Below are 26,625 nucleotides of genomic sequence, written 5' to 3'. Positions count from 1 at the left end.
ATGACGTATTTTGTCAGCATGACGAATTAATTGTGGAACGAAAACGTTCTGACATGAAAAGAGGTTTGATGATGGATTCCGTGAAGGGTAACTGGGGTATCAGCGACGTGCCGAAGCTGGCTGGAAAATTGGCGGTGGTGACGGGTGCAACCGGTGGCCTGGGCTACGAAAACGCCCTGGAACTGGCGCGGGCCGGGGCAGAGGTGATAGTTGCGGGGCGCAGCGAGGTCAAAGGGGCGAATGCTCTGCGACGGATTCGGACGGCCGTTCCGGAGGCTAGGGTTCGCTTTGAGCTGGTCGATCTGGCAAATCTCAAATCGATAGGGGAGTTTAGCGGACGGCTTTTGAAAGAGGATCGGCCGATCGATATCCTAGTGAACAATGCCGGCGTGATGGCCCTGCCGAAACGTGAAACGACGCAGGAGGGATTTGAGCTGCAGTTTGGAACCAACCATCTGGCTCACTTCGCGCTGACAGGGCAATTGTTGCCTCTGCTGCGCCGCAGCGGTGAGCCTCGTGTCGTCACGGTGAGCAGCCTGATGCACAAGGTGGGTGTTATCCATTTTGACGATTTGCAGTGGAAGCGCGGGTATAAGCCTACCTCTGCGTATGCCCAGTCGAAGCTCGCCAATCTTCTGTTCACGAAGGAGCTGCAACGGCGCAGCGATGCACATGGCTGGGGATTGATGAGTAACGCAGCTCATCCCGGCGGATCGAGCACCGATTTGATCGCAAACGGGCCGGGCACGCAGTCTTTCATGGGTAGAATCAGTCCGATCGTGGTTCGTATCATTGGTCACTCCGTGGTGAAGGGCGCTCTGCCGACACTTTTCGCGGCGACTTCTCCGGAAGCGATGCCTGCGGGCTATTACGGTCCCAAGGGGATGTTTGAACTGAAGGGGCGGGTCGGAGAGGCGACGGTATCGGACAAGGCAAACGATGCCTCCCTGGCTCGCGGGCTATGGGATGTTTCGGAGGAATTGACTGGCGTTTTCTGGCCGACGGCGAGAGAGTTTGCTGTTGCAGGCAAGAGGTGATTGCGAGATGAAGGTGCTTTTATTTGGTGCGACGGGGATGGTGGGGCAGGGTGTTCTGCGCGAGTGCCTGCTGGCTGCGGATGTAGATCGGGTGCAGACGGTTGGGCGGGCCGGGACTGGAATGCAGAACGCGAAGCTGCATGAGGTTGTGACTTCGGATTTGTTCCGTCCGGGCAAATATGAAGCAGAGCTTCGCGGCTTTGACGCCTGCTTTTTCTGCCTGGGTGTATCGTCCTCGGGCATGAAAGAGGATGCCTATACGCACCTGACTTATGAGCTGACGATAGCCGTTGCAGAGACCCTGGCGCGGCTGAATCCGGAGATGACGTTTGTGTATGTTTCGGGAGCGGGAACGGATAGCTCAGAACAGGGCCGCAGTATGTGGGCGCGAGTCAAAGGGCGTACAGAGAATGCCCTGCTGCGGCTGTTTCCGCATGCGTATATGTTTCGGCCTGGGCTGATTGTGCCGCTGCATGGAATTCGCTCGAAGACGAAGGTGTACCAGTTCTTTTATGCGCTTACCGGGCCGTTGCTGCCGCTCTTACGGCGAGCTTTTCCGAAGCAGGTGGTTACTACCGAAGAGCTGGGCCACGCAATGCTGGCAGTTGCCCGAACGGGCGCGCCGAAACGTGTGCTGGAGACTGGGGATATTCGCGCGTTGTTAGACTTTGCCGGGCGTTCGAGGTAGTTATATCTTTTCGAGCAGATAGCTGATGACCTGGTCTGAGTGCACGACGCCGACCATGCGTCCCAGTGAATCGACGACAGGCAGGGAGTAGAGGTTGTACTTGTCGAACAACTCTGCCACCTCCGACTGATGCATGTCTGCTGGGCAGGAGCGAGTGCGCGACTCCGACAGTACGTTGAGATGGCTATCGGCATGTGCCATGACCATGCGCGCGAGGGGGACGGCACCGCGCAGGACGCGGTCTGCTCCGAGCAGATAGATTTCCGTGACTGTCTCGACGTCTCCATCGAAGTCGCGCATGGCCTGAACGCCATCGGCGACCAGCGCATCGATGTGAACGGAGACGAAGTCGGTGGTCATGCGACCGGCTGCGGAGTCCTCGTGAAACTCGAGAAGCTCCTCGACCTCATGGCGCTCGTCGGGCTCCATCTCTTCGAGGATGGCTTCGGAACGCTCGTCCGACATTTCGCTTAGCAGGTCGGCGGCTGCGCCGGGGTCCATCTCTTCGACAATGTCGGCGATGCGCTCTTCGTCGAGGCCTTCGAGGAGAGCCTTTTGCAGCTTTGAATCGACTTCTTCCAGTGTGTCCGCGGCTACCTCTTCATCGAGCGAGGTGAAGATTACTTCGCGCTCGGCTGGAGCGAGATCGGCAAGAATCTCGGCGAGATCGGAGGGATGCATCTGGGAGAGACGTTCGTGTTCGATACGCAGCTTGACGCGGCGCGCTGGATCTACCTCGATCACATCGACGAACTGCCAGGGGATGCCGCGGGAGGCGAAGCGGCGCGACAGCGACTCCAGGGTATGACGCGGCAGTATCCCTTTGAAGACACGCTGGACGGCTCCGCGAAGGCCTACTTCAACCTCAGAGACGCGGAGCAGGTGAACTCCGCCGTGGCCGAGCCATTCCAGATCGACGTCGTTGACGCGAACAACCTTGCGACCGTGGATGTCGATGATTTGGCGGTCGATCAGGTCCTGTTGCAGGAAGAGATAATTTTCATCGCCGCGCAGGGGGCTCATGGCAGTGGGAGACCGTAGTTCGAGCGTGCCTGCAGGGGTCTCCATTACGTCAATGGATGAGACAATCTGCAGGCCCTGCCGGGTTTTGAGCACCAGGCCTGCGACGCGCCCGGCCTCGGGGCCGGTGGCGACCGCAATATCTTTGAGCTTGCCGCGCACGATTCCCTGCGGGTCGGTCACGGGTGTGCCGAGCATCGCGGTGAGGCTTACACGGGATGTGGTGCGGGGGCGCATTTCAGGTTGAGTTTAGCGTGTAAAGGCAGCGACTGGCGAACAAGATCTGAAGGAAGTGTGCTCGCCATGCGGGTGATCAATCTCTATCCTCATTCGATTCATTCCATTCCTATGCAGGGTTGGTATTATTTATCTCGGAATGATTCGGCTGGCTGATCTTTCTTCATCGCAGGGGCACTCGCTTGACACAACGGCTTTGAGCAACGAAACTGCGATGAAGGCTTTTGAGTGCCGTGGTATGCGTCGATACACGAACTTCGAGAAACCACCTTCGAGGCGCAAACTGTGAATATGCTCTCCAAGTCCAGGCTGGCGTGAAGCATTCCGATGGAGACTCGCGATTGACCGGACCACAGACAGGGCGGCTTAGCTTCAAGCTGGCGTCGACAATGGACAGCGTGGCCGAGGTTGAGGCTGCGGCGGAGAACTTCATTCAGGCCTCCGGGCTGGATGAGGACGAGTGCTTCCGGGTAGTGATGGCGGTACGCGAGGCGGCGGTCAATGCAGTGTTGCATGGCAACGGTTATGACCCGAACAAACAGATCAGTGCCAGCTTTGAAAACACAGGCAAGTCGCTGGTAATTACGATTGCCGACCAGGGTGAAGGCCTCGATTCATCGACTTTACCCGATCCGCTGGCACCGGAAAACCTTCTACGCGGCACAGGTCGCGGCATCTTCCTCATCCGGTCCTTTATGGATGAGGTACACTTTCGACAACTGCATCCCGGCACCGAGCTGACGCTTATCAAGCATCTGCCATCCGCGGAAACGAAGAGTAACTTAACCGAAGTTTGATCTAATAACCAATAATCCAAGGAGGGCTTTCTCTGTGGCACTGACAATTGCAACCCGGGAGCTGGACGGCGTAACAATTCTTGATCTGAGCGGGCGGATTACACTTGGCGAGGGCAGTGTGCAGTTGCGCGATGCCATTCGCGAGCTGATCGGCAAGGGCGTAAAGAAGGTTCTGTTGGGCCTGGGCGATGTGAACTACATCGACAGCTCCGGCCTGGGCGAACTGGTGAGCGCATACACAACCGCCAAGAACCAGGGCGCGGATGTGCGGCTGCTGAACCTGACCAAGAAGGTCAAGGACGTTCTGCAGGTCACCAAGCTGTATACCGTATTCGATATTTACGACGACGAAGCCAGCGCCATCGCTTCTTTCAAGTAAACGCTCGTTTCCAGTATTCAGAGTCTCCAGCACTTAAAATTGAAGGGCCACGTCGGCGGCGAACCGTAGACGTGGCTCTTTTGTGTTTTGACGCGGCCTTTTTGTGTTTCTGAGCATTTGCGCCGGGAGAACTGGGAAATACTCTGAGCGGAAGAAATGCCCAGGTCTCGTTTTCGAGAACTGGGCATTCGGTTTTTGGGTTAGAGCTTTACGTTTCTGGTTAGAACTTTACTGCTGGGGCGGTGCGAGACGCTGCGCTGGCCTCGAAGTAGGCGTCATTGACGTGGAAGCCGAGGACGCCGGCCCATAGGCTGTTGGGAAACTGGCGGACGAACGTGTTGTAGTCACGCAGCGTTTCGTTGTAGCGGCGGCGGGCGACGCTGATGCGATTCTCAGTGCCGGAGAGCTCATCCTGCAGGCGCAGGAACTGTTCGTTCGAGCGTAGTTGCGGATAGTTCTCGGTGAGCGCCAGCAACCGGCCAAAGGCTGAATCGAGCTGGCCGTTGGCGGCGATCTTGGACTTCGGATCGTGGGCATTCAACAGGCCGGCGCGCGCATTGGCGATGTCGCCGAAGACGGTGCTTTCTTCTTTGGTGAAGCCTTTGACCGTCTCAACCAGGTTGGGGATAAGGTCAGCGCGGCGTTGCAGTTGCACATCGACCTGCGACCAGCTCGATTTCACGTTCTCGTCCTTGGCAACCATCTGGTGCTGGGCACTGATGAAGCTGCCATAAATCAGAAGTCCGACAAAAACGAAGACAGCCAGAATTCCAAGAAAAATCCAAAGTCCACGACGCATCATGAGTCTTTCTCCTCGATTGGGCCCAGCGTACAAATTCGCCAGTGCCGGTTAAAACACGTTACAGGCGCGAAGGATAGCAGCCTGCCTGAAAAAACCTGAAATGCTAGTAGTCGCCGCCAGCTCCGCCGCCACCGGATTCGCCACCGCCGAAGCCACCAAAACCGCCGCCGGAATCGCCTCCACCACCGCCACCCCAGCCGCCGCCTCTGCCACCACCACCACCGCCGCCGCCGAAAAACATGCCGAGGCCAAATCCTAAAAGGCCGCGCACTCCGAAAAAGGCTATTACAAGAACGATGATAATGATGCGGAAAATGACGGAGGCCGTGGATGCGCGGCGAGGCTGCCTGCGAACCTGCATCTGTTCAGACGAAGCATCGGATTGATCCTGACCGGGTTGATCCTGCAGCGAGACCTTGGCGTCAGCGGCAACTACGTTGGCTATCTGGACCAGGCCGGTGGTGACAGCTCCGTTATAGTCGCGGGCTCGCAAATGTGGAACCATCAGGCGGCCAATATCACCGACCTTGGCATCGGGAAGGATGCCTTCGAGGCCGTAGCCGACTTCGATCCAATAGTGGCGATCTTCGACTGTGACCAGCATGAGGATTCCGCGATCGGAGCCTTTTTTGCCAACTTTCCACTTCTCTTCAAGACGGTTGGCGAAATCGGCTTTGTCGTCGCCATTGAGGTTACGAAGGACGACAATGGCCACCTGGGTGTCGGCCTTGGAGTGGTCCAGTTGCGAGCAGAGTCGATCTAACTGTTCAACCGTTTGCGGAGAAAGGACATGCGCAAAGTCGGAGACGTAATCGGTGGGTTTAGGCAGGTCTTCGACACGTTCGGCGAGGCCGGTTAGTGCGGAAAAGACAAGAGCAAGGCTCAAAGAGAGCCAGATAAGAGCCGAACGGGAGCGGCGGACTAACATCACGCCTAATTGTACGCGTAACGTAGTGCCGCAGTTCCCTTTGTTGAGGCTGGGGGACTATCCTAACTACTGATATGACAATTGAAACGCAAGCCCGTGAAACCCAGGCCAAGACCTCGCAGATATCCGCCTCTTCCATCACTCCTCCCACGGCTCGCAAGGAGCCGAAACAGACCACGATTCATGGCACCGTGCTGGTGGATGACTATGCGTGGCTGCGTGAGAAGGAAAGTCCTGAAGTTACGGCTTTTCTGGAGGCTGAAAACCTGTATGCCGAGGCGGTGATGGCTCCGCTGGCAGATCTGCGGGAGCAGCTTTATGAAGAGATGCTGAGCCACATGAAGCAGACGGATGTTTCAGTTCCCTATCGCGATGGCGGCTGGTGGTATTACACGCGGACTGAAGAGGGACGGCAATATCCGGTTTACTGCCGCAAGGCCAATGGAGGGGATGCTCCGGAAAACGTGATTCTGGATGGCAATGCGCTGGCCGAGGGGAAGAGCTTTATGGCTCTTGGCGGCACGAATGTTTCCGATGATGGCCGCTGGCTGGCATACAGCGTGGACCATACCGGCTTTCGCCAATACACGCTGCAGATCAAGGATCTGCATACTGGCTTGGTCGTGGATGGAGAGGTTGAGCGCGTTGGCTCGCTGGTGTGGGCGGCGGATAACAAGACGCTGTTCTACACCGTGGAAGATGTGGAACAGAAGCGACAGTTTCAACTTTGGCGGCACGTGCTGGGCACATCGCACGCTGAGAATGTGCTGGTATTTGAGGAGCCGGACGAGCGATTCAATCTCGGTGCGGGGCGCACTCGCGATGGCGAATTCCTGGTGCTGGAGGCTGGCAGTCACACTACGAGCGAGGCGCGCTTTCTGGCTGCGGACGACCCGACCGGTGCATGGACGCTAGTGACGGCGCGCGTCGATGACCAGGAGTATTCAATCGACCATCGCAAGGGACTATGGTTCATTCGCACGAACGATGCGGGGCGCAATTTTCGCCTGGTGACGGCGCCGGTGGCGACTCCGGGCCGCGCGCATTGGACGGAGCTGCTGTCGCATCGCGAAGCGGTGATGCTGGAAGATATCGACCTCTTTGAACATTTCTTTGTTGCCTGCGAACGCGAAGATGGATTGCCACGGTTGCGGCTGTGGAGCTTTACGGAGAATGATCGCGCGATCCAATCCAACGAGATCAAGTTTCCGGAGCCTGTTTACAGCGCGTTTCCGCATATCAATCGCGAGTTCGATGCGACCAGGTTTCGCTACGCTTATCAATCGCTGGTGACACCCAGTTCGGTCTACGAGTATGACATTGCAACGGCTGCATCGACGCTGTTGAAGCAGGTTGAAGTGCCGGGCGGATTCGATCGCGAGTTCTATGCCTCGGAGCGTGTGTTCGCTACGGCAACGGATGGAGTGAAGATACCGATTTCGCTGGTGTATCGGCAGGACAAGCGTGAGGCGGGTGGAAATCCGCTGTATGTGTACGGCTATGGATCGTATGGTTATTCGCTGCCGATTGGCTTCAATGCAAATCGACTTAGCCTGCTGGATCGTGGAATCGTGATGGCGTATGCGCATATTCGCGGCGGCGGCGATCTGGGCAAGCCGTGGCATGATGCAGGCAAGATGCTGGTGAAGCGGAATACGTTCAGTGACTTTGTAACTGCTGCGGAATATCTGACGCTCAGCGGCTTTGGCGATCCTGCGCGCGTGGCGATCGAGGGCGGCTCCGCTGGTGGATTGCTGATGGGCGCGGTCACGAATCTCAAGCCGGAGATTTTCCGCGCGGTGCTTTCGCATGTGCCGTTTGTCGATGTGATGAATACGATGCTGGATGCTTCCCTGCCGCTGACGGTGCCGGAGTATGAGGAGTGGGGCAATCCTAATGAGGAAGAGTATTTCAATTACATGTTGAGTTACTCGCCTTATGAGAATCTCAAGGCGGGGAGTTATCCGGCGATGCTGGTGAAGACTTCGCTGAATGATAGCCAGGTGATGTATTGGGAGCCCGCCAAGTATGTAGCTAAGTTGCGCACGCTCAAGACGGATGCGCAGCCGCTGCTGCTGGTGACCAATATGAGCGCGGGGCATGGCGGTGCGAGCGGAAGATATGACTATCTCAAAGAGATAGCTTTCGACTATGCGTTTCTGCTTAAAGAGTTAGGGCTGGTCGGATAAATTCGCTGTACACAATTCGGAGATACCTGTGAAGACGCATTGCATCCTTGCATTGTTGGCCATCTGTGCAATCAATCTTGAAGCTCAATCAAGCACCGGTACGATCTCTTCTGCAATGGTTGCTCAACCACCCTGGACCACGGTTTATACCGTTCGTCCAGGAGTAGTCGCACCGAACCTGCTCCAACCTGATTTCTCTGGGCTCGTCGTGACGAAATGCTCCGATAGCATCAAGGCAAATATCAAGTTGTCACTCATTGTGGATGAGAATGGCCATCCTAGAAATGTTATGTTCGTGGATCCGTCTCAAACGGAACTGGATAGAGTGGCGATCTTCATTGCCGAAACGGACCGATTTAACCCTGGCACTCGTGATGGAGCTCCAGTTGCTGTTCGGGAAAATCTGCAAGTAAGCGCCCACGGCTGTTACATAGACCTAATCAATGCTGCCGGCAAGAAGACCCGAGCTTTGCGCCTTCTATCTGAGCCAACTCAAAAATTCTATTCAGGCGAACAGCAATCTCGCGAACAGCTATCCGAACAAGCTTTACTTGCACCGGAAGACGGTCCACTGAAAAATCCTGGAGGCAATACCCCGCATTGGAAAAAAGTTGGGGGTGAAGTTAAACCGCCGAAGCTTTTTAGAAGCGTCGAACCAGAGCTCTCTCAGGATGCGTTGACGAACAAGGTTTCTGGGGTTTGCGAGTTTTCATTGATTGTAGACAGGCACGGATTACCTACAAATATCACCCTTTTGCAGTCGATAGGCTATGGTCTTGACGAGAACGCCACAGAAGCTATTTCCAAATATCGCTTTAAGCCCGCAATGAAAAATGGCGAACCTGTTGCAGTACAGATAAAAGTAGAGATCAGCTTCAAGTCACCCCATTGAGGTAAGTGTAGCTATGCCGGGATGTCCTTGGCGCTAACTCGCCAAGACCTTGATGTCTCCGCTAACGAGCTACTTCCGGAACTGCGTCGCCTTCGCCGGGGGCTAAGAAGAGGTTCTCTTCGAGGCCGTGCTGGCGGGTGTAGAGGTCGTAGTAGCGGCCATGCAGGGTGTACAGTTCTTCGTGGTTGCCACGTTCGAGAATGCGGCCACCTTCGACGACGAGAATCTGGTCGGCGCGACGGATTGTGGACAGGCGATGAGCGATGACGAAGGTCGTCCGGCCCAGCATGAGTTGGTTTAAGCCTGCCTGGATCATCGCTTCCGATTCGGAGTCGAGTGAACTGGTTGCTTCGTCGAGGATGAGGATGCGCGGCTCGGCCAGCAATGCGCGAGCGATAGACAGGCGCTGGCGTTGACCGCCGGAGAGCTTGACGCCGCGTTCGCCGACGATGGTGTCGTATGTCTCGGGAAAGCGCTCGGCAAATTCATCGACGCGCGCGGTACGGCAGGCGGAGAGAAACTGTTCTTCGGTTGAGCCGGGGCGCGAGAACATCACGTTATCGCGGATGGATCCATCAAAAAGGAACGAGTCCTGGAGCACTACTCCTAGCTGCGAACGGTAGCTATTGAGATCGACTGTCGCCAGATCCAGTCCATCGACAACGACGCTGCCGGAAACGGGATTGTGGAAGGCGCAGATCAGGCTGATGATGGTGGATTTGCCGGAGCCGGATGAGCCGACAAGAGCAGTGACGCTGCCCGGCTGAGCTAGAAAATTTACGTCGTGCAGAACGGGCTTACCGGTTTCGTATTCAAACTCCACATGCTCGAACTTAACTGTGCCGTGGATTGGCGGCATGGTTCGTGTGCGGTTGGGATCGGAGTTTTCTTCGAGTTCGGCGAGAATTTCCGTGGTGCGATCAAGGCCCGCGAAAGCCTCTGTGAGTTGCGTACCGATGTTCACGATCTGAAAAACGGGAGCGATCATGAAGGCGAGAAACATGTTGTAAGAGAAGTAGTCGCCGATGGTCCATCCATGATTGAGAACGGCGTGGCCGCCGAGCCACATCACAATCGCCGAAACCAGGCCAAGGACCGCGGTGGACGCGGATGAAAGCGTACTGGTCATGGTGAGTGAGCTGACAACGTTTTTGAGCAGACGCTCCACGCCCTGGCCGAAGACGGAGGCCTCGCGCTCCTCGGCGTGATAGCCCTTGATGACGCGAACGCCGCCGAGAGACTCGGTCAGACGGCCGGTGACTTCAGCATTGATCTTGGCGCGTTCACGAAAGATGGGGCGGACGCGTTTGAAGCCGTATTGCAGGATTACGACGAAGACTCCGATGACCAGAAAGACTGTGACGGTCACGGTGACGCTTCGGTGGAGGAGGTAAGCGAAGGCGAGAACAGCGGTCAGCATACCGCCGACGAATTCTACAAGGCCGGTACCGATGAGGTTGCGGACGCCTTCAACGTCATTCATGATGCGGGAGACGAGTGTGCCGGTGCGGTTGGCGTCGTAGTAGGCCACCGACAATCGGCCAACGTGCTGCTGAACCCGCTTGCGCAGTTCAGAGATGAGCTTTTGCCCCTCTTTTGAAAGCAGTTGTGTCAGCGAGTACGAAGTGATTGCCTGGATGATGGTGGCGGCAAAGACGATTGCAATCAACATCGGCAGCAGGTTTGGCTTGGGGTGTGCAGTGGCGAGTACGTCGTCCAGCAGGTACTTGCTGAGCGCGGGCATGGTGAGGCCCGCGACGGTCTTGATGGCGACCAGGACGAAGCCGGCGAGGAGCAGCCAGCGACGCGGCTTGACGAGCGTCCAGATAGTGGGCCAGAGCTTTTTGATGTCTACCTTGCGCTTGGGCAGGTCAGAACCACCTTTGCCGCGGCCATGACCGCCTCGCTCCGCTTTCATATCGATTCCGCCGCCTCGCATGGTTGCCATCGATCAGACCAACCTTGCTTTGCGAGCCGCGATAAAAGAGCGCACGCAAAGAATCACGTACAGCAGCGAGAGCAGAGCCATAGCGGCTTTGGATTCCGTGGCGGGAGGATTCTTCACGGCTATGCCACCCAACATGCGAAACCACTCGATGAGGCCCATTGCGGTGCCGAGGAAGCCGAGCAGCGCGAGCGTTACGTTGATATGCATGAAGAGTTTGCGGCGGCTGGCGTCAGGGGAAAATGAAAGTGCTCCGAAGATCGCGAGCAGGACGCCAAGAACGGCGGGAATCAGCGCAGTGGGATGGTTGGCACCGGTGCTGAAAAACGCGATTGCTCCAATTGCAATAAAAAGTGCAGCGAAAAACAATGTTACTTTTGCCATGCGGGCAGGACCTCGGAAATTATCTCTGGTGCAAGTCTACTGGAATGGATGAGTCTGAGGTGTCTGCCGATTCAGTGGTTCGAGGTTTAACGCCGGTAGTTTGCAGCCAGGCCAGAATCCGGTCTATTTCCTGTTCGATGGGCTCGGTGCCGTCCAAACGGAGGGTGTTTGGATCGCTGACAGGCGGCTGCAGGGTGGCAAGCTGGCTGTCGAGCAGCGCCGCGGGCATAAAGTGGCCGGAACGGTGCGCCATGCGGTCCATCAGCACGCTGCGCGACGGATCAAGCCAGACAAAGCGGGCATCGGGGAGACCGTCGGCGAGTTGTTCTCGGTAGGTCGACTTCAACGCCGAGCAGGTGAGGATGCCGGGAGTTCCCTGCTGCTGCCAGCTGGCCAGCAGCTGATGCAGCGTGGCGAGCCAGGGGGCCCGGTCTTTGTCGGTGAGCGGAGTACCGGCATGCATCTTCGCTTTGTTGGCGTCGGAGTGGTAATCATCTCCCTCGGCGAAAATCCAGCCTGTTTTCTCTGCCAGTTTATTTGCCAGGTAGGATTTACCTGATCCGCTGACTCCCATGACGATTACGATCATTTGCTCACCTGGTTATTCCTTGGGTTATGCATTGGGAAAAAGTTTTTTCACGTCGGAGAGCAGATCTTCCGGAGTCCACTCGTTGCCGGGGTAGAAGCGCACCACCTTGCCATCCGGACCGATCAGCGTGGTGGACAGGGTGTGCGTGATGGTGCCGTCGGTCTCGCCGGTCAGGCCTACGTCAAAAAACCTGGCCATCGGAGGCAGTCCGGCCTTGCTGGCTACGGCAAAGTCGAAGTGGACAAAGGCCTTTGGATCGTCGCTGCGGATGTAGTTTTCTCCGTAGCTCTTCAGCCTGGCCGGCGTATCGTTCGCTGGATCAAAGCTGGCGGCGATCAGGTGCGTTTTGGCGAAGAGATTTGGATTGGCCGCCAGTGATTTTTCAATCGCGGCGAAGTTGCGCGTTACGCGCGGGCAAAAATCCGGTAGCGGACAGCTTGTGTAGATGAAGGTGAGGAGCACAGCTTTGCCGTGGAACTGGGAGAGATGGATTGGGTGGCCATCCTGATTGACGAGCTTGAAGTCGGGCACGACGTCGCCCTGCTGCGGGACGTGAAACTGCGCGGCAGGTACATAATCCGGCTTGGCGAGACCTACGACGACGAAGTGATCCACAAAAACGCTGGCGTCGGAGCCCTGCGACACCAGAACATCGGCGGTGACGATGTCGCCGGGATGCAGCTCGCCCAGGATGCGGGTATCACGCAGCTTGTAGGGCATGGTCATGGCTTCCATGAAGCCAGGGATGGCTTGCGCATCCAGCGTCACTTCTCCGGTGGCTGAGCTGGTCGAAACTACTTTGCCGCGCAGGGGATAGGTCTTGAACTGGGTTGCAGCGGTGGCGGACGCATCCCCGTCGGAGGGGGATTTGTGGCAGCCGAAAACTGCCACAGAGAGTGAGAGTAAGGCGATGAGCAGCGGGCGTTTCACACTCCAGTGTAACCGGATCGGCTTATGGGCAAACGTGGCGGCATTTGGATAGGTTTGATCGTGTTTTCCAGAGGGGCGTGCGTGGCGGAACAGATCAAAGGCACTCACGCGCCTTAGAATCAAAAGCAAATGATCCAGCAGGAAACAGTACGAAGCGCGCGCGTCGATGAGTGGCTGGCGAATGGCGGCGTGGTGCTTACGGCCACAGATCGCGCTGCGCGGTCGGTGGCGGCGGCTCATCACTCTGCGCAACGAGACGCGGGGCGCATGGCGTGGACAACACCGGCGATTGCTGCCTGGGATAGCTGGGTTCGTGAGCGCTGGACGGAGCGAAACCGGGACGGCCTGCTGCTGTTGAATGCTTTGCAGGAGCAGAGGCTGTGGACGAAGGTTGTTCGCGGCAGCCGGGCGGGTGCTCATTTGCTGCATCCGGACCAGTTGGCCAAGGCGGCGCAGCAGGCATACAAGCTGCTCTGCGATTATGCACCGGAAGCGCTGACATCGAGAGAGCGGCTTGGCTGGCCGGGCGATGCGGCCATCTTCAGCGAGTGGATTACAGAGTTCGAATCGCGTTGCCGTCGCGAGGCATTGATCAGCGCGAGCCGCCTTGTTTCTGAGCTTGCGGCACAACTACTTGCGACACAACTGGAGAACGAAGATAACAGCGGCCAGGTACGCGCTCCCCTGCTGCTGATCGGCTTCGATCGTGTGCTGGATTCGCAGAAAAAATTGCTGCATGCCTGGGCTGGCGGAGCGCCGTCATGGCAACTGCTTGAGGCAGGAGATGCAGCGAGGGAGAGTGTGTTTTTTGCGGCTCGCGATTCGGCTACGGAGCTAACGGCATGCGTCTCGTGGATTCGCCGCAGGCTCGAAGCTGATCCCAATGTGCGGCTGACGATTGTGACAACGAATTTGCAGCAGAGGCGCGGCGAAATTGAACGGGCCTTGCTGGAAGCTAATGGCAGTGAGATTGGATTTGAGTTTTCGCTCGGTGTCCCACTCGGGCAAATGGGAGTGGCGCGGGCTGCGTTGCTTCTACTGCAATGGCTCGATGGAGCACTGACCGAGACGGAGTTGGATTGGCTTATTGCCAGCGGACACACGGCTGCCAATGCGAAGGAAGAGATCGCGTTGGCGGAGACAATGCGCCAGCTTCGCCGCAAGGGATTGGAGCGCACAGAGTGGTCGCTGGAGGCGTTTGCAAATCCGCAGGGGCTTGCTTCTTCGGCGACGGGTTACGAAGCGGAACAGGCGGAGAGCGATGCGGGAAATTCGCGTTCGTTTCGCAGGACGATTGCTCCTCCAGAGGCGTGGACGGCGCGACTGCTGGCAGCGAAACAGATGCTGAGAAAACAGCCGGAGCGCCAGAGTCCTCTTGCATGGGCGGATGCGGTGAGTCAGTTGCTCGAAGCTGCGGGATGGCCGGGCTTTCGTCCGCTTTCGAGTACGACATTTCAGGCGCGGCAGCGTTGGGATTCCGTGATGGAAAATTGCGCCTCTCTTGGCTTTGAAGCTGTGGCGCCCGGAGATTCCGGCATGGAATGGGATGAGTTTATCGGCATTGTTGCAACAGCGGTTGGAGGAACGATTTTTGCGGCGGAATCAAGAGACGCGGCGGTGCAGATTTCAGAGCCGCTTGAGTCTGCCGGACAGTTGTCGGATGGTATCTGGTTTCTTGGTGCGGATGAAGAGAGCTGGCCTGGACGAGGCGCACCGCATCCCCTGCTGCCAATCCGTCTGCAACGCGAAGCGGGTATGCCGCACTCTACTCCGCAGGCGGACTGGTCACTTGCGCAGGAAGCGACAACGAGGCTGCTGGCAAGCGCGAACGAAGTGATCTTCAGCTACTGCGAACAATCGGACGAATCCGAGGCTCGACCATCGCGATTGATCCTGCGCCATGTCGGCGCACCTGTCGCTATGCCGAGCGGGCTTGCGCAAAGCAGTCCTGCTCGTCAGCCATTGACGGAAGTGTATGAGGATGCGAGCCGGATTGCATTTCCGCTTGCAGCAATGGCGGGTGGCTCTGCGACACTGACGCGGCAATCGCTGTGTCCGTTTCAGGCTTTCTCCGTCGCTCGTCTCGGGGCTGAACAATGGCAGCCTGCCGAAGCAGGGCTCAATGCAAAACAGCGTGGGCAGTTGTTGCACGCTGTGCTCCATCGCATCTGGAGCAAGGACGAGGGCGGACTTGCGTCTCTGCAGGAATTGCTGGAGCTGCCTGATTTGCAGGCGTTTGTGCGCAGCATTGTGAACTGGGTGATGGAACGAAAGCTGCCTGCGAATCTACGCGAGACTCTGCCGAAGCGTTTTCTTCTTCTGGAGGCAAGACGACTGACGGGCCTGGTGACGGAGTGGCTGGGCTATGAGCAGCAGCGACTTCCCTTTCAGATTGAAGGTACGGAAATCAAGAGCGACATCACTGTTGCCGGGCTCACGCTGAGCCTAAGGCTTGATCGCGTCGATGTGCTTGGGGATGGCTCGAAGCTGGTTATCGATTACAAGACTGGCTCGGTCGGTCCATCGGTCTGGGCTGGTGAGCGGCCCAAAGATGTGCAACTGCCGCTGTATGCCAGCCTTGCGATGCACGAGGAGCACACGGGGCAAACATTGCAGGGGCTGGTCTTTGCGCGAGTGCGACCAGGGGATACGAAGTTCTACGGACGTGCACGCGATGCGGCGAATACGCTGCGCGCCGATCTCAGTAAAGCTTCGATACTGATGCGCAATCCGCTCACGGATGAACAGTTGGAAGAGTGGCGAAGGCTTATCCATCAACTCGGCGAAGACTTCCTGCATGGACGCGCCGATGTTGATCCGAGAGACGGCGATGAGACTTGCAAAAACTGCGAGTTGTACACGATCTGCCGGATACAGGAAAACGTGTCGCTGCGCGAATTGATCGCAGAGGAAGAAGCCAGCGAAGCGGATTCTGCGAACGCACAGGGCGGAGGCTACGGTGAGTGAAGTGATCGCTATCCGCAACTCGTTTGTGCCTCCGGACCAGGCAGAGCGAAGCCGCGCGCTCGATCCGAATCGATCTTTTCTGGTGCAGGCACCGGCGGGTTCGGGCAAGACTTATCTACTGACACAGCGATTTTTGCGCCTGCTTGGGCAGGCTGAAAAACCGGATGAGATTGTCGCCATCACCTTTACCAAGGCTGCGGCGGCGGAGATGCGTAACCGCATTCTTGCGGAGTTGGAAAAGGCTGAGGCGACAACGGAAGAAGCAATCGGCCTGGAGATTGATGCGGAGAGTTTGGGTGCATTAGCTCGCCGCGCGCTGGATCGGTCAACGCTGCTTGGCTGGCAGATACTCGATCAGCCGAGCCAGTTGCGCATTACGACGATCGACGCATTTTGCCGCGGGCTTGCGTTGCAGAGTCCGCTGGGATGGGGCTTGCTTTCGGGGCTCGGCGGACGGCTTGAGCTGGTGGAGCATCCACAGGAACTATATCGACGCGCGGCACGACAAACGATCAATTCTCTTCGTCATGCCGACTCGCCGGAGCGGCAATCGGTAGAGGCTCTGCTGCTGTGGCGAGACAACAACTGGAAGGATGTTGAGGACCAGATTGTCCAGATGCTGGGCGCGCGCAATCGCTGGTACCAGGACTTTGTCTTTGCCCGCGAGGTGGATTGGAGCGCGTTGCGCCTTCGCCTGGAAGCCCCATTTCTTCGCGGCGTCCGCAAGCAGTTACATCATCTTTGCGGCAAGCTGGATGCGCTTGGAGGCTGCCGTGAGTTTGCTCTGGAGCTGGCGCGATTTGCATGCGAAGAGTGTGGGAAAAATTCGCCATTAAGTCTTGCGGAACGTGCCGAGATACTGAGCGTTCCCTTTGCGGATCTTGAGGAGATTGAAGAAGCGATTGCCGGTCATGGCGACCTGGCGCGATTTCTTCTTACGAAAGACGGCGATTGGCGATCCGAACGCGGACTGACCAAGAACGAAGGGTTTCCTGCGACACCGCAGGGCCGGGCGCAGAAACAGCGGTTTGGCGAGCTGGTCAAAAGCCTGGAAGAAGAGAGCGGATTGTTATCGGCGCTGGCGGCTTTTCTGAAGCCTATCCCGCTGCGATATACCGAGGAAGAATGGGAGCTGGTACGCCATTGCTTTGCCGTGCTGAGGGCTGCAGCGGTGGAGCTGCAACTGGTCTTTGCCGAAACGGGTGGAGTGGATTTTACCGAGGTGGCGCAGATCGCGTTACGCATCCTCGCGCCGGACGAGAACGGCTTGCCCTCGGACATTGCACAGCAGCAGGCCGACGGCATTCGCCATTTGCTGGTGGACGAGTTCCAGGACACAAGCCGCAATCAGCACCAGTTGCTTGCGCGTCTCATCGCGGCATGGCCGGAGCGCGAGGGGCGAAGCTGCTTTTGCGTGGGCGATCCGATGCAGTCGATTTATGGATTTCGCGAGGCGGAGGTTGAGCTTTTTGAACGCCTTAAAACGCATGGGTTGGAGATTGAAAGCATCCATAGCATCAATGGCGCAGAGCCGTTTCATTTTGACTTTGTGCCGCTACGGGCCAACTTTAGGACGGCACCAAGCCTGGTCGCGGATCTGAACGACCACTTCGAGCAAATCTTTGCCGAGGACGATGGCAGTGGCGTGCAGTTTTCTCCTGCGATCGCTGCGCGGAGTTCGGAATCGAGCGCAAGGATCGAGCTGCATCTGGCTTTCACCGGACCTAATCAGACCGGGCCTAAGCAAAAGGACGCAGAGCCGCCTCTTCCCGGCGACTCCGAAGTTACCGGCCAGGCGCAGTTGGATGCGATGGTGGCGCTCATTCAGACTCATCTGCAAAAGATGGCCGCTGCCCGCGCCGCGGCAAACGGTGACGGTAAATATCGCATCGCTGTTCTCGGGCGCACGAAGAAGTCGCTGATATTGGTGGCCGAGGCGCTGCGCGAGGCGGGCATCGGCTTTCGGGCCATCGATCTGGTTCCGCTACGCGAGCGGCCCGAGGTGCTGGACGTTCTTGCATTGGCACGAGCTGTTCTCAATCCGGTTGACCGTACAGCCTGGCTGGGAGTTCTGCGTGCACCGTGGTGCGGTCTTTCGCTGGCGGACCTGCATCTGCTGACCAGTGCCGATGACGCAACGGTCATGGCGACTTCGATACCGGAGTTGCTGTCCCATCGTTTGCCGGAGCTGACCGGACAGGAACAGGCTGGGCCGGAACTGACGAAACCGGAACTGATGAAACAGGCGCTGCTTAGCCAGCAGGGGCAGGCTGCGGCTGCGCGTGTTGGCCGCGTATTGCGAGAGGCTATGGATGTTCGCAGTTCGGGAGCCAGTACGGCGCTGGGTACGTGGCTTGAATCCATCTGGAAGTCGCTGGGTGGTGAGGATGTGGTGAATCTGGAGCAGCGTGAGAATCTGCGGCTGCTCTGGTCTGCGCTCGATAAACTGCCGGACAGCGAGGTTGACCTGCTCGGGCCGGGATTCGATGCAGCGCTGGAGAAGCTATGCGCGCTGCCCGATCCGGAGGCAAGCAGTGATTACGGAGTGCAGTTGATGACCATTCACAAATCCAAAGGACTGGAGTTTGAGGTGGTGATCGTGCCGGAACTGGGCGCTCGGGGCAAGATGTCTGATCAGACGATGCTCTCGTGGCTGGAACGGGGGCTGGCGGATTCGGATGATAGCGGGGATGGACTGGATCAATTAAGCGGCGAATTAACCGAATTCCTCATTGCGCCTTTCCAGCCCAAGGGGCAGGAAGCGGGCGATGCCAAGAGCTGGGTGGATGGGGTGAAGCGGCATCGCGAAATTCAGGAGATGCGGCGGGTACTCTATGTTGCCGCAACGCGTGCCCGGGAAGAGCTTCATCTCTTTGCGCGGCCACGTTTTACTGTGAACAAAAAGGGCGAGTCTGCGCTCGTCACTCCATCCACGAGTCTGCTGGCGACGGCATGGCCCGCGCTGGAGGCTACGGTTCAGGCGCGGTTTGAAGAGTGGATCGCAGAGCAAATCGAGCAGCAGCCGGAAATCGTAGAGACGCTAGCCGCGGTATCGGATGCGGCGGCGGATGATAACGGGATCACGGACAATCTCGTACAGATGCCTGCTCGCTCCGTCAGCAGGCCGACGAAATTGAGCAGACTACCGGTGGATTACGCCAGACCCTCTTCATCCGACAGGCACTTTGGAAGCGAAACTTCTTCTGCCAGCTCCTCAACCGCGCCAGAAGAAACAGCGCTCTATGCTCGTACGGAAGGCGGAATCTATTCGCGCGTGGAGGGCAAGGCGATTCATTCTCTGCTGGACCGTTTAAGCCAGCTTCGCCAGCGGATGGAGCCCGGCGAAGCAGCGCTTGCCCTGGCCGAAGAAGTTCCGGGGATTACGGCGGATATTCGAGGCAACGGAGTTCCGATGGCAGAGGCGCGGAAGATTGCCGCCCGCGCTCTGGCCACTGTGCAGACAATAACGACGGATGCTATTGGGGCGTGGATTTTGACGCCGCATCCGCAGGCGGCCTCTGAAAGTCACTGGACGGGCCTGATTGGAGGCAGGCAATGGAATCTGCGTCCGGACCGGGTTTTTCTCACGCCTGAACCGAACGCAACGAATCCGAATACGGAGCCGGTATGGTGGATCATCGACTACAAAAGTAGCCTTGCCGAGGGAGCCGACTTCGCTGATGAAGCGGTTCGGGCTCGTTTTTTCAACCAGCACAGGAACCGACATGCCGGCCAGCTCGCTGCCTATGCGCAGGTTTTACGCAGTCTCAATGGGCCGGACATTCCAATTCGGGTCGGGATCTATTACCCCCGGCATCTACTTTTCGACGCGTGGGACGGCTGACGCGTCGTACACTTGACCTAATTCGCACAAAAAAACAATGGCAATTGGAACCTGATACAAAATTTGCGCGACTTATTTTTTCAACAGGTGTCTAAGTCAATTGCCGAAGCTCCAGTCACCGTCTCAAGTTTGCCTGGATCTCTGGTTACCCGTGAAACTGCTCTCAAATTCGTCCTGTATTTTTCCGGGCAATAGCCTGGTTCAGTATTCCCGCCTCGGACTGTAGCATTCAGACGGGATGCATTTGCTCATCCCTGCTCCACGCACAACATTTCGGTGTATCTTCCCGGCGCCAATCTGCACTGGGCGGACACACACAACAGACTGTCGTAGCACCGCTTTACCTCAATCAGGGATGGCCATGAAAAACTTCGCTATGCAACTGCAGAAGTACCTTCTCTCCTCACTTTGCCTCCTAGTTGCCGGAACGGCATCCGTTCCCGCATTAGCCCAGACTGCACCGTCCGCAAGCATCGCGTCGCCACGTATCGCGGCGGAGATTAACCCCGGCCAACTTACGCCGCTGCCGGATTCGAAGGATCCGCTGGCTTTGGCGAAGTATGACGGCGGCCGCGTTGCAGCGTCGACCAAGCTGGAAGGCATCAGCATCTATTTCAGCCATACGCAAAGCCAGGAAGCTGCCTTGAAGGCGCTGATAGCGGCGCAACAGAATCCGTCCTCGCCGCAATATCACCAGTGGCTCACGCCGGAGCAGTTCGGCAGCCGTTTTGGCCTGGCCGACTCGGATATTGCCAAGGTGCAGAGCTGGCTTGAGCAGCAGGGATTCTCGATTGACTCCGTGGCTCGCGGCAAGCAACTGATCCGCTTTTCCGGCACGGTAGCCCAGGCGGAAGCGGCCTTCGGCACGGAGTTGCATAACTACAGCATTCCGACAGCTACAGGCGTCGAAAAGCATTTTGCTCCATCGACTGCGATCAGCGTACCTGCGGCCCTGGCAGGCGTGGTGCAGTCTGTACACAATCTGGATAACTTCCGGCCGAAGTCTCACCTGGTTTCGAGCAAAAACAGGATTCTTCGCGCGAACCCTAATTTCACATCGAGTCAGACGCAGAGTCTCTTTTTTGCTCCGGGCGATATCGCGACGGTCTATGACATCCAGAAGGAATATAACGCGAGCTTTACCGGCGTCGGCCAGTCGATTGCCATTGTAGGCCAGTCCCAGATCGATCCGCATGATATCGAAAACTTTCAGAATGCAGCAGGTCTTGCCGTCAAGGATCCCACTACGATCCTGGTTCCCGGTACAGGCTCCGCCGCCTTTGAAACTGGAGATGAAACCGAGTCCGATCTTGACCTGGAGTGGTCAGGAGCAATCGCCAAGGGCGCCACAATCTACTTTGTCTACACGGGCACTTCAGATAACAATGGCGCGTTCGATGCTCTTACCTGGGTGGTCGACAACAAGTTAGGCAATATTGTCAGCACCAGCTATGGCACCTGCGAAACCAACCTGGGATCTTTCACGCTTGAGCCTTTACTCCAACAGGCAGCCTCGCAAGGACAAACGGTGGTCGCCGCCTCAGGCGATGATGGCGCTACAGACTGCTTTCCGTCTACGAATCTGACGGTGACTCAGCAGCAGACAAACGCAGTCGATTACCCAGCCAGCAGCCAGTATGTAACAGGCCTGGGCGGCACAGAGGTTTCTCAGGCCAACGCCGCTTATCTGACCGCAGGCTCAGCCTATTGGGATGCAGCAGGCAGCAACGATGTCATCACCTCAGCATTGCAATATATTCCTGAAGTTGCATGGAACGAAGATACAGCCGGTTGCGGTCAAGCGGATTGTCTCGGTGCAAGCGGCGGCGGCGCCAGTGCTATCTTCCCCAAACCTTCCTGGCAGACGGGCCCGACCGGTATTCCTTCCGATAACAAACGCGATGTTCCGGATATTGCCCTGGCTGCTTCGACTGGCCTGCCTGGCTACCTCTTCTGCTCCAGCGATCCTAGTTTCTGGGGTCAGAACCAGGTGGCAAGCTGCAACAGCGGCTTCCGCGACTCCAGCACCGGGGATCTGACCATTGCAGGTGGAACAAGTTTTGCTGCGCCAATCTTCTCGGGCATGCTGGCACTCATCAACCAGCAGCAGAACTATACGACCGGCCAGGGCTTGATTAACCCTACACTCTATTCGCTAGCCTCGGACAGCTCCATCTATGCTTCGGCTTTCCATGACATCGTCGGTGGCAACAACGATTGTCCCTCTGGAACAGGGCTGTGCAACAGCACTGTTACCGGCTTCGCAGCGGTAACCGGATACGACCAGGTCACTGGATTGGGCAGCATCGATCTCTTCAATTTAGCCAGTGCCTGGTCCATGAAGAACACAGGGCCTGCGCTGACCGACACGACCACAGTCGTCTCTGCTTCCTCCGCATCGCCGAATGTGGGTGCGACGGACACATTCACCATCACGGTGGCTCCAGCGGTAGCTACTCCTGTTGCTGGCGCACCGACTCCCTCGGGCACCGTGACTATTACTGTTGATTCGGGTACCCCGATCACAGGAAATACTCTTACGTCGAACGGCACCTTTACCTACACAACTTCGTTTAGCTCGGCTGGCATGCACCAGGTGCTTGTCACCTACTCGGGAGATTCAACCTACGCGGCATCCACTGGAACCGCAACCGTGACGGCTGTAGCTCCCAACTCTGGAACTGGCACCTTTACACTCAAGGCAACAGGCATCACCGTTTCAGATGGAAACTCGGGTGCCTCTACTATCACGGTGACACCAGCAAGCGGTTACACCGGTACCATCGATTTCAGTCTCGATTCCTCTAACGACAATGCGCTGCAGAACATTTGCTGGGCATATGGAACCCAGGATAGCAGCGGCAATGGAATCCTGGCTGTGAGCGGAACGAGTGCTGTAACGACGACCCTCACCATCTATACCAACGCTACTTTCTGCGCGACCCAGGCTGCAGTTCAGAAAAATGGAAAATCAGCTCTGCATACTCTGCGCCGCAGCAATACCTCCAGCAACAATGACAGCAATAGAAGCAAATCTACCCCTGGGGCTTTGGCCCTGGCTGGACTGCTTCTCTTCGGCTTTGCCGGGCGCTACGCGAAGAAGTTCCGCGGAGTAGCCGGCATCCTCCTTCTTATCGGAGTGGGCTTTGCGATCTCCGCTTGTGGCGGCAGTAACTCCAACACCATTCCCAACCCAGCCAAGGGAAGTTACACGATGACTCTCTCGGGGCAGGATTCAAGCACTGCATCCATCAACGCAACGACAACCTTCACCCTCGTGATTCAGTAGCAGTTCGCATAGGGCAACAATACAGAGGGCAGACTCCGAATCGGAGCCTGCCCTTTGTATTGTTGCTTGTTTTATGTTGTTCCCTGTTTGGAGATCGTCGCCCGCTCTTGTGAGGCTTAAGTCAGCAGGTTATTCGGATCGGCCGTTGCGTTTGTCTCCAGGCTGCCCTTGTGGCGAACATCCGCGCCACGCACCCAGAAGATTACGTCTTCGGCGATGTTGGTCGCGTGATCCGCGACGCGTTCCAGCGCGCGGCAAACCATCAACGCATGCAGTGCCTGCGGAGCAAGGTGGCACTCGGTTGCCATGACCTGGCCAAGCATCAGGTGAGCAGCCCGGTTCATGCTGTCAACGGCATCATCCATGCTCAGCACCGAGTTCGCCATTTCGGGGTCTGCCTCGATGAACGACTGTAGCGACCTGCGAACCATGTCCGCGGCCAGCGAAGCCATGCGCGGAATATCGACGGGCAGATCGGCAATAGCCATCGAGTCCATGGTGCGTACGCGATCGCTGATGCTCTTGGCTCCATCGCCTACGCGCTCCAGATCGGCATTGATCTTGATCACCGCAAGAATGAAGCGCAGGTCGATGGCCATGGGCTGCTCCATTGCGAGCAGGTCAAGGGCAGACTGATCGATCTCGCGTTCGAGCCGATTGATAGCCATTTCGCTGCGGCTGACCAGATCGCAGATCGAGAGATCGCGAGTGCGATATGCCTCGGTGGCGCGCTGAATGGCCTGCTCTGCGAGCCCTGCCATAACGAGCAACTTTTCTTTCAGATCATCGAGACTACGCTGAAACCGAATACGTGTCATCGTCTCAACCAAACCTTCCTGTGATGTAATCTTCGGTCCGCTTGTCACTGGGATTGGTGAAGATCTTGTGGGTTGAATCGAACTCCACCATACGACCGTTGAGGAAGAAGCCGGTTTTCTCAGCCACACGTGCGGCCTGCTGCATATTATGGGTAACGATGACGATTGTATATTGCGATTTCAATTGAAAGATTAGATCTTCGATTTTTGAAGTGGATACGGGATCGAGCGCCGAGGCGGGCTCGTCCATCAGCAGCACTTCAGGATCGACGGCCAGTGCGCGCGCAATACACATACGCTGCTGCTGACCACCGGATAGACTGGCGCCGGACTTCTTCTTCAGATCGTCCTTGACCTCATCCCACAGCGCGGCATCGCGCAACGAACGCTCCACGATTTCATCGAGCGTCTTGCGATTGTTGTAGCCGTTGAGCTTCAATCCGCTGCAGACATTGTCATAGATGGACATCGTCGGGAAAGGATTGGGGCGCTGGAAGACCATGCCGACACGACGGCGAATCTCAACCGGCGATGCATCGGCATAAATATCGACTTCACCGATGCGCACGGAGCCCGTCACGCGTGCAATCGGATTGGTCTCATGCATACGATTGAGGCAACGTACGAAGGTTGACTTGCCGCAACCGGAGGGTCCGATAAGTGCGGTGGCGTGGTTCGCCGGAATGGGCAGATTGATGTCTTGCAGCGTGTGATTGGCACCATACCACGCGTTCAGGTTGGTGACCTCGATCCCGACTCCCACTAGCTTGCCCCTTTCAAAATGCCGCGGCTGGCGACGTAACGTACAAGCGAAACAGCCAAAACAATCAAGATGATCAGAACCAGCGCGCCGGCCCATGCAAGGCGATGCCACTCGTCATAGGGAGAGATGGCATAGATGTAAATCTGCAATGGCAGCGCGGCGATTGGCTGGTTAAGACTGGCACTCCAGAATTGATTGCCGAATGCAGTGAAGATCAGCGGAGCAGTCTCACCGGCAACGCGAGCAAAGGCCAGCATGCAGCCGGTAATCACTCCGGGCGATGCCGTTTTGAGCGTGATCGAAAGCACCGAACGCCAGTTGGGAACACCCAGCCCGAGCGCTGCTTCGCGAACGGCGTTGGGCACCATCAGCAGCATTTCTTCGGTGGTACGCGTCACGGTGGGAATCATCATAATGCCCAGACCGACGCCGCCGGAAAAGGCAGAAAAATGTCCCTGCGGAATCACAATCAGCGAGTAGACTGCAATGCCCATCACGATGGAAGGCACGCCGTTCAATACGTCAGCCGTGAAACGAACGGCATTGGCCAGCTTTGTTCCCCGGCCAAACTCGGCGAGATAAATGCCGCCGCCGATGCCGATGGGTACACCGATCAGGCTGGCAACAGCGAGCAGCACTCCTGAGCCGACGATTGCATTGGCCATACCGCCGCCAGCCTCGCCGACCGGCTTGGGAATCTGCGTAAAGAAGGCCAGGTTCAGCGAGCTTGCGCCCTTGTAGATTAGATAAACAAAGATGGCGATCAGTGGGGCGATCACCAGGATCGTGGCTAAGATCGCGAGGCCGGTCGCCATGTGATCTACACCTGTGCGCATGGCGGAGCGGGCGCGATTTTGGTTCATCCGTTGTCTCATGCGCCGTCTCCTACTGCACCCGCGCAGGCGTGCCGCGAGTGACGGCCCACACGAGTACGCGGGCCAGTGCGTTCACGATGATGGTGACGATAAACAAGGCGAGACCAATCTCAATCAGCGCACTCAGGTAGAGATTATCGGAGGCTTCGCTGAACTCATTGGCGATCACTGAGGCCATGGAATAACCAAGCGACAGGAGCGACTTGGAAATCTCAGGGCGATTGCCGATAACCATTGCCACGGCCATCGTTTCACCCAACGCCCGGCCCAGGCCGAGGATGACTGAACCTACGATGCCGATGCGCGCGTTACGCAACACACCGGTGCGAATCATCTCCCAGCGTGTTGCGCCGAGAGCGAGGACTGCTTCCCGCTGGCTGTTAGGAACCGCGTTCATTACTTCGCGGGTGAGCGAGGAGATGATCGGCAGAATCATGACGGCGAGAATCACTCCCGCAGCCATCATGCCCAAGCCGTAGTTCGAACCGCCGAAAAAGCCCTTGTCGCCGACAATCCCGGTCCATCCGAACAACTTGACCACTACTGAATTGTTGAAGATGGCAATGAAGACTGGATTTACATGTTCGCGAAGCAGCGGCACCAGGACAAAGACTGCCCACAGACCGTAAACCACGCTCGGGATAGCGGCGAGCAGTTCGGTCACAAAACCGAGTGGTCCGCGCAGAAACTTGGGGCACATTTCCGTCAAAAAAATGGCCACGCCGATCGCCAGCGGGACGGCGATCAAAAGCGCTAACAGGGACGAAACCAACGTGCCGTAGAGAAACGGCAGCGCGTAGAAAGTACCGCTGACCGGATCCCAGAAGACGGGTAAATGAGTGTCCGGATCGACGTTGAATTTGTAGAAGAAAGCGAACCCGAATTTGTGCCAGCTCAACTGCGACCGCATCACCAGTTCTGTCGCGATCAACAGAACGATGCCGAAAATGCTCATGGCGCAGGCCATCATCGTTCCGCCGAACAGTCGGTCGGCGAAGGCTGAGTTGCCACGCGCAAGCAGGAAGCGCCTCACCTCGGAGATCGATGTGCTGGCGCGAACTGCCTCGGGTCCTGTGCCGACAGAAGCAGGATTGCCCGAACCCACACCGGAAGGTTCCGATTGAGGCGTGGCAGCAACTTCTAGCTTGGGTATGCGAATCTCTGACAAGGGTACAGTCACCTCTTTGAGGCTAACGACGGAATATGAACAGAATGTTAACGGGCTACGAAATCAAGTGCATACACACTGGCT

20 protein-coding genes are annotated in these 26,625 nt (G+C 57.2%); 9 read left to right on the top strand and 11 right to left on the bottom strand.

Translation table 11 applies throughout. The features are described 5' to 3' along the window. Positions 1-68 precede the first annotated feature (68 nt). Together OHL19_RS09605 and OHL19_RS09600 are read left to right on the top strand one after the other, a co-directional pair. The gene (locus OHL19_RS09605; RefSeq protein ID WP_263357436.1) at positions 69-1,037 is read left to right on the top strand and encodes an SDR family oxidoreductase; all 969 of its coding nucleotides are present in this window, start codon (positions 69-71) and stop codon (positions 1,035-1,037) included. Between the two features lie 7 nt (positions 1,038-1,044). Then, complete coding sequence (locus tag OHL19_RS09600; protein WP_263357435.1) at positions 1,045-1,725, top strand: NAD-dependent epimerase/dehydratase family protein; 681 nt, start codon at positions 1,045-1,047, stop codon at positions 1,723-1,725. On the opposite strand, the gene OHL19_RS09595 is transcribed toward OHL19_RS09600, so the two are convergent. Then, on the bottom strand, positions 1,726-2,982 hold the full coding sequence (locus OHL19_RS09595; RefSeq protein ID WP_263357434.1) for a magnesium transporter MgtE N-terminal domain-containing protein: 1,257 nt from the start codon (positions 2,980-2,982) through the stop codon (positions 1,726-1,728). A gap of 341 nt (positions 2,983-3,323) precedes the next feature. Between OHL19_RS09595 and OHL19_RS09590 the strand changes: the two genes are divergently transcribed. Next, positions 3,324-3,779: an ATP-binding protein gene (locus OHL19_RS09590; protein ID WP_263357433.1), complete on the top strand. Its 456-nt coding sequence runs from the start codon at positions 3,324-3,326 to the stop codon at positions 3,777-3,779. A 34-nt stretch (positions 3,780-3,813) separates the two neighbouring features. Then, on the top strand, positions 3,814-4,158 hold the full coding sequence (locus OHL19_RS09585) for an STAS domain-containing protein (protein ID WP_263357432.1): 345 nt from the start codon (positions 3,814-3,816) through the stop codon (positions 4,156-4,158). A 220-nt stretch (positions 4,159-4,378) separates the two neighbouring features. Here OHL19_RS09585 and OHL19_RS09580 read toward each other — a convergent pair whose 3' ends face one another. Next, a complete protein-coding gene (locus OHL19_RS09580) occupies positions 4,379-4,960 on the bottom strand; it encodes a LemA family protein (protein WP_317890559.1) in 582 nt (193 codons plus the stop codon). Positions 4,961-5,063: 103 nt separating this feature from the next. Continuing rightward, positions 5,064-5,888 carry a TPM domain-containing protein gene (locus tag OHL19_RS09575; protein WP_263357431.1) on the bottom strand — a complete coding sequence of 275 codons (825 nt, stop codon included), beginning with the start codon at positions 5,886-5,888 and terminating at the stop codon, positions 5,064-5,066. Between the two features lie 74 nt (positions 5,889-5,962). Between OHL19_RS09575 and OHL19_RS09570 the strand changes: the two genes are divergently transcribed. Together OHL19_RS09570 and OHL19_RS09565 are read left to right on the top strand one after the other, a co-directional pair. Continuing rightward, on the top strand, positions 5,963-8,077 hold the full coding sequence (locus OHL19_RS09570; protein WP_263357430.1) for a S9 family peptidase: 2,115 nt from the start codon (positions 5,963-5,965) through the stop codon (positions 8,075-8,077). Between the two features lie 28 nt (positions 8,078-8,105). Continuing rightward, positions 8,106-8,969 carry an energy transducer TonB gene (locus tag OHL19_RS09565; protein ID WP_263357429.1) on the top strand — a complete coding sequence of 288 codons (864 nt, stop codon included), beginning with the start codon at positions 8,106-8,108 and terminating at the stop codon, positions 8,967-8,969. A 61-nt stretch (positions 8,970-9,030) separates the two neighbouring features. Here the strand turns inward: OHL19_RS09565 and OHL19_RS09560 are convergent, their stop codons facing one another. From OHL19_RS09560 to OHL19_RS09545, 4 genes are read right to left on the bottom strand one after another with little or no spacing between them, the layout of a single operon-like run. After that, positions 9,031-10,917 (bottom strand): ABC transporter ATP-binding protein, encoded by a 1,887-nt coding sequence (locus tag OHL19_RS09560; protein WP_263357428.1) that lies wholly within the window; start codon positions 10,915-10,917, stop codon positions 9,031-9,033. A gap of 3 nt (positions 10,918-10,920) precedes the next feature. Beyond that, positions 10,921-11,298, bottom strand: a complete 378-nt coding sequence (locus OHL19_RS09555) for a hypothetical protein (RefSeq protein WP_263357427.1) — start codon at positions 11,296-11,298, stop codon at positions 10,921-10,923. Between the two features lie 19 nt (positions 11,299-11,317). Then, complete coding sequence (locus OHL19_RS09550) at positions 11,318-11,887, bottom strand: gluconokinase (RefSeq protein WP_263357426.1); 570 nt, start codon at positions 11,885-11,887, stop codon at positions 11,318-11,320. 24 nt (positions 11,888-11,911) lie between these two features. After that, positions 11,912-12,817: an SCO family protein gene (locus OHL19_RS09545; protein WP_263357425.1), complete on the bottom strand. Its 906-nt coding sequence runs from the start codon at positions 12,815-12,817 to the stop codon at positions 11,912-11,914. A gap of 129 nt (positions 12,818-12,946) precedes the next feature. Here OHL19_RS09545 and OHL19_RS09540 point away from each other — a divergent pair, with 129 nt between their 5' ends. The 3 genes from OHL19_RS09540 (at position 12,947) to OHL19_RS09530 (ending at position 22,917) form a co-directional block, all read left to right on the top strand. After that, positions 12,947-15,784 (top strand): PD-(D/E)XK nuclease family protein, encoded by a 2,838-nt coding sequence (locus OHL19_RS09540; RefSeq protein ID WP_263357424.1) that lies wholly within the window; start codon positions 12,947-12,949, stop codon positions 15,782-15,784. Further along, entirely contained in the window at positions 15,777-19,628 is a 3,852-nt protein-coding gene (locus OHL19_RS09535) for a UvrD-helicase domain-containing protein (RefSeq protein ID WP_263357423.1), read from the top strand. The genes OHL19_RS09540 and OHL19_RS09535 overlap by 8 nt, the downstream gene beginning before the upstream one ends. A gap of 361 nt (positions 19,629-19,989) precedes the next feature. Next, a complete protein-coding gene (locus tag OHL19_RS09530) occupies positions 19,990-22,917 on the top strand; it encodes a protease pro-enzyme activation domain-containing protein (RefSeq protein ID WP_263357422.1) in 2,928 nt (975 codons plus the stop codon). Between the two features lie 116 nt (positions 22,918-23,033). Here the strand turns inward: OHL19_RS09530 and phoU are convergent, their stop codons facing one another. From phoU to pstC, 4 genes are read right to left on the bottom strand one after another with little or no spacing between them, the layout of a single operon-like run. Then, positions 23,034-23,735, bottom strand: a complete 702-nt coding sequence (phoU, locus tag OHL19_RS09525; protein ID WP_263357421.1) for a phosphate signaling complex protein PhoU — start codon at positions 23,733-23,735, stop codon at positions 23,034-23,036. A 4-nt stretch (positions 23,736-23,739) separates the two neighbouring features. Further along, complete coding sequence (gene pstB / locus OHL19_RS09520) at positions 23,740-24,498, bottom strand: phosphate ABC transporter ATP-binding protein PstB (RefSeq protein ID WP_263357420.1); 759 nt, start codon at positions 24,496-24,498, stop codon at positions 23,740-23,742. After that, entirely contained in the window at positions 24,498-25,373 is an 876-nt protein-coding gene (pstA, locus tag OHL19_RS09515) for a phosphate ABC transporter permease PstA (protein ID WP_263357419.1), read from the bottom strand. The genes pstB and pstA overlap by 1 nt, the downstream gene beginning before the upstream one ends. A 10-nt stretch (positions 25,374-25,383) precedes the next feature. Beyond that, on the bottom strand, positions 25,384-26,541 hold the full coding sequence (gene pstC / locus OHL19_RS09510) for a phosphate ABC transporter permease subunit PstC (protein WP_263357418.1): 1,158 nt from the start codon (positions 26,539-26,541) through the stop codon (positions 25,384-25,386). Positions 26,542-26,625: the final 84 nt, after the last annotated feature.

The organism is Acidicapsa ligni, assembly GCF_025685655.1.
GTDB classification, from domain to species: Bacteria; Acidobacteriota; Terriglobia; order Terriglobales; family Acidobacteriaceae; genus Acidicapsa; species Acidicapsa ligni.
This window is presented reverse-complemented; position numbering and strand designations above follow the sequence as displayed.

Coding starts and splice junctions, on each gene's coding strand:
- OHL19_RS09575 (WP_263357431.1), bottom strand. CDS start 5,888: ATGTTAGTCCGCCGCTCCCGTTCGGCTCTTATCTGGCTCTCTTTGAGC.
- OHL19_RS09560 (WP_263357428.1), bottom strand. CDS start 10,917: ATGGCAACCATGCGAGGCGGCGGAATCGATATGAAAGCGGAGCGAGGC.
- OHL19_RS09555 (WP_263357427.1), bottom strand. CDS start 11,298: ATGGCAAAAGTAACATTGTTTTTCGCTGCACTTTTTATTGCAATTGGA.
- OHL19_RS09595 (WP_263357434.1), bottom strand. CDS start 2,982: ATGCGCCCCCGCACCACATCCCGTGTAAGCCTCACCGCGATGCTCGGC.
- pstA (WP_263357419.1), bottom strand. CDS start 25,373: ATGAGACAACGGATGAACCAAAATCGCGCCCGCTCCGCCATGCGCACA.
- OHL19_RS09530 (WP_263357422.1), top strand. CDS start 19,990: ATGAAAAACTTCGCTATGCAACTGCAGAAGTACCTTCTCTCCTCACTT.
- OHL19_RS09605 (WP_263357436.1), top strand. CDS start 69: ATGATGGATTCCGTGAAGGGTAACTGGGGTATCAGCGACGTGCCGAAG.
- OHL19_RS09570 (WP_263357430.1), top strand. CDS start 5,963: ATGACAATTGAAACGCAAGCCCGTGAAACCCAGGCCAAGACCTCGCAG.
- OHL19_RS09600 (WP_263357435.1), top strand. CDS start 1,045: ATGAAGGTGCTTTTATTTGGTGCGACGGGGATGGTGGGGCAGGGTGTT.
- OHL19_RS09540 (WP_263357424.1), top strand. CDS start 12,947: ATGATCCAGCAGGAAACAGTACGAAGCGCGCGCGTCGATGAGTGGCTG.
- OHL19_RS09580 (WP_317890559.1), bottom strand. CDS start 4,960: ATGATGCGTCGTGGACTTTGGATTTTTCTTGGAATTCTGGCTGTCTTC.
- OHL19_RS09550 (WP_263357426.1), bottom strand. CDS start 11,887: ATGATCGTAATCGTCATGGGAGTCAGCGGATCAGGTAAATCCTACCTG.
- phoU (WP_263357421.1), bottom strand. CDS start 23,735: ATGACACGTATTCGGTTTCAGCGTAGTCTCGATGATCTGAAAGAAAAG.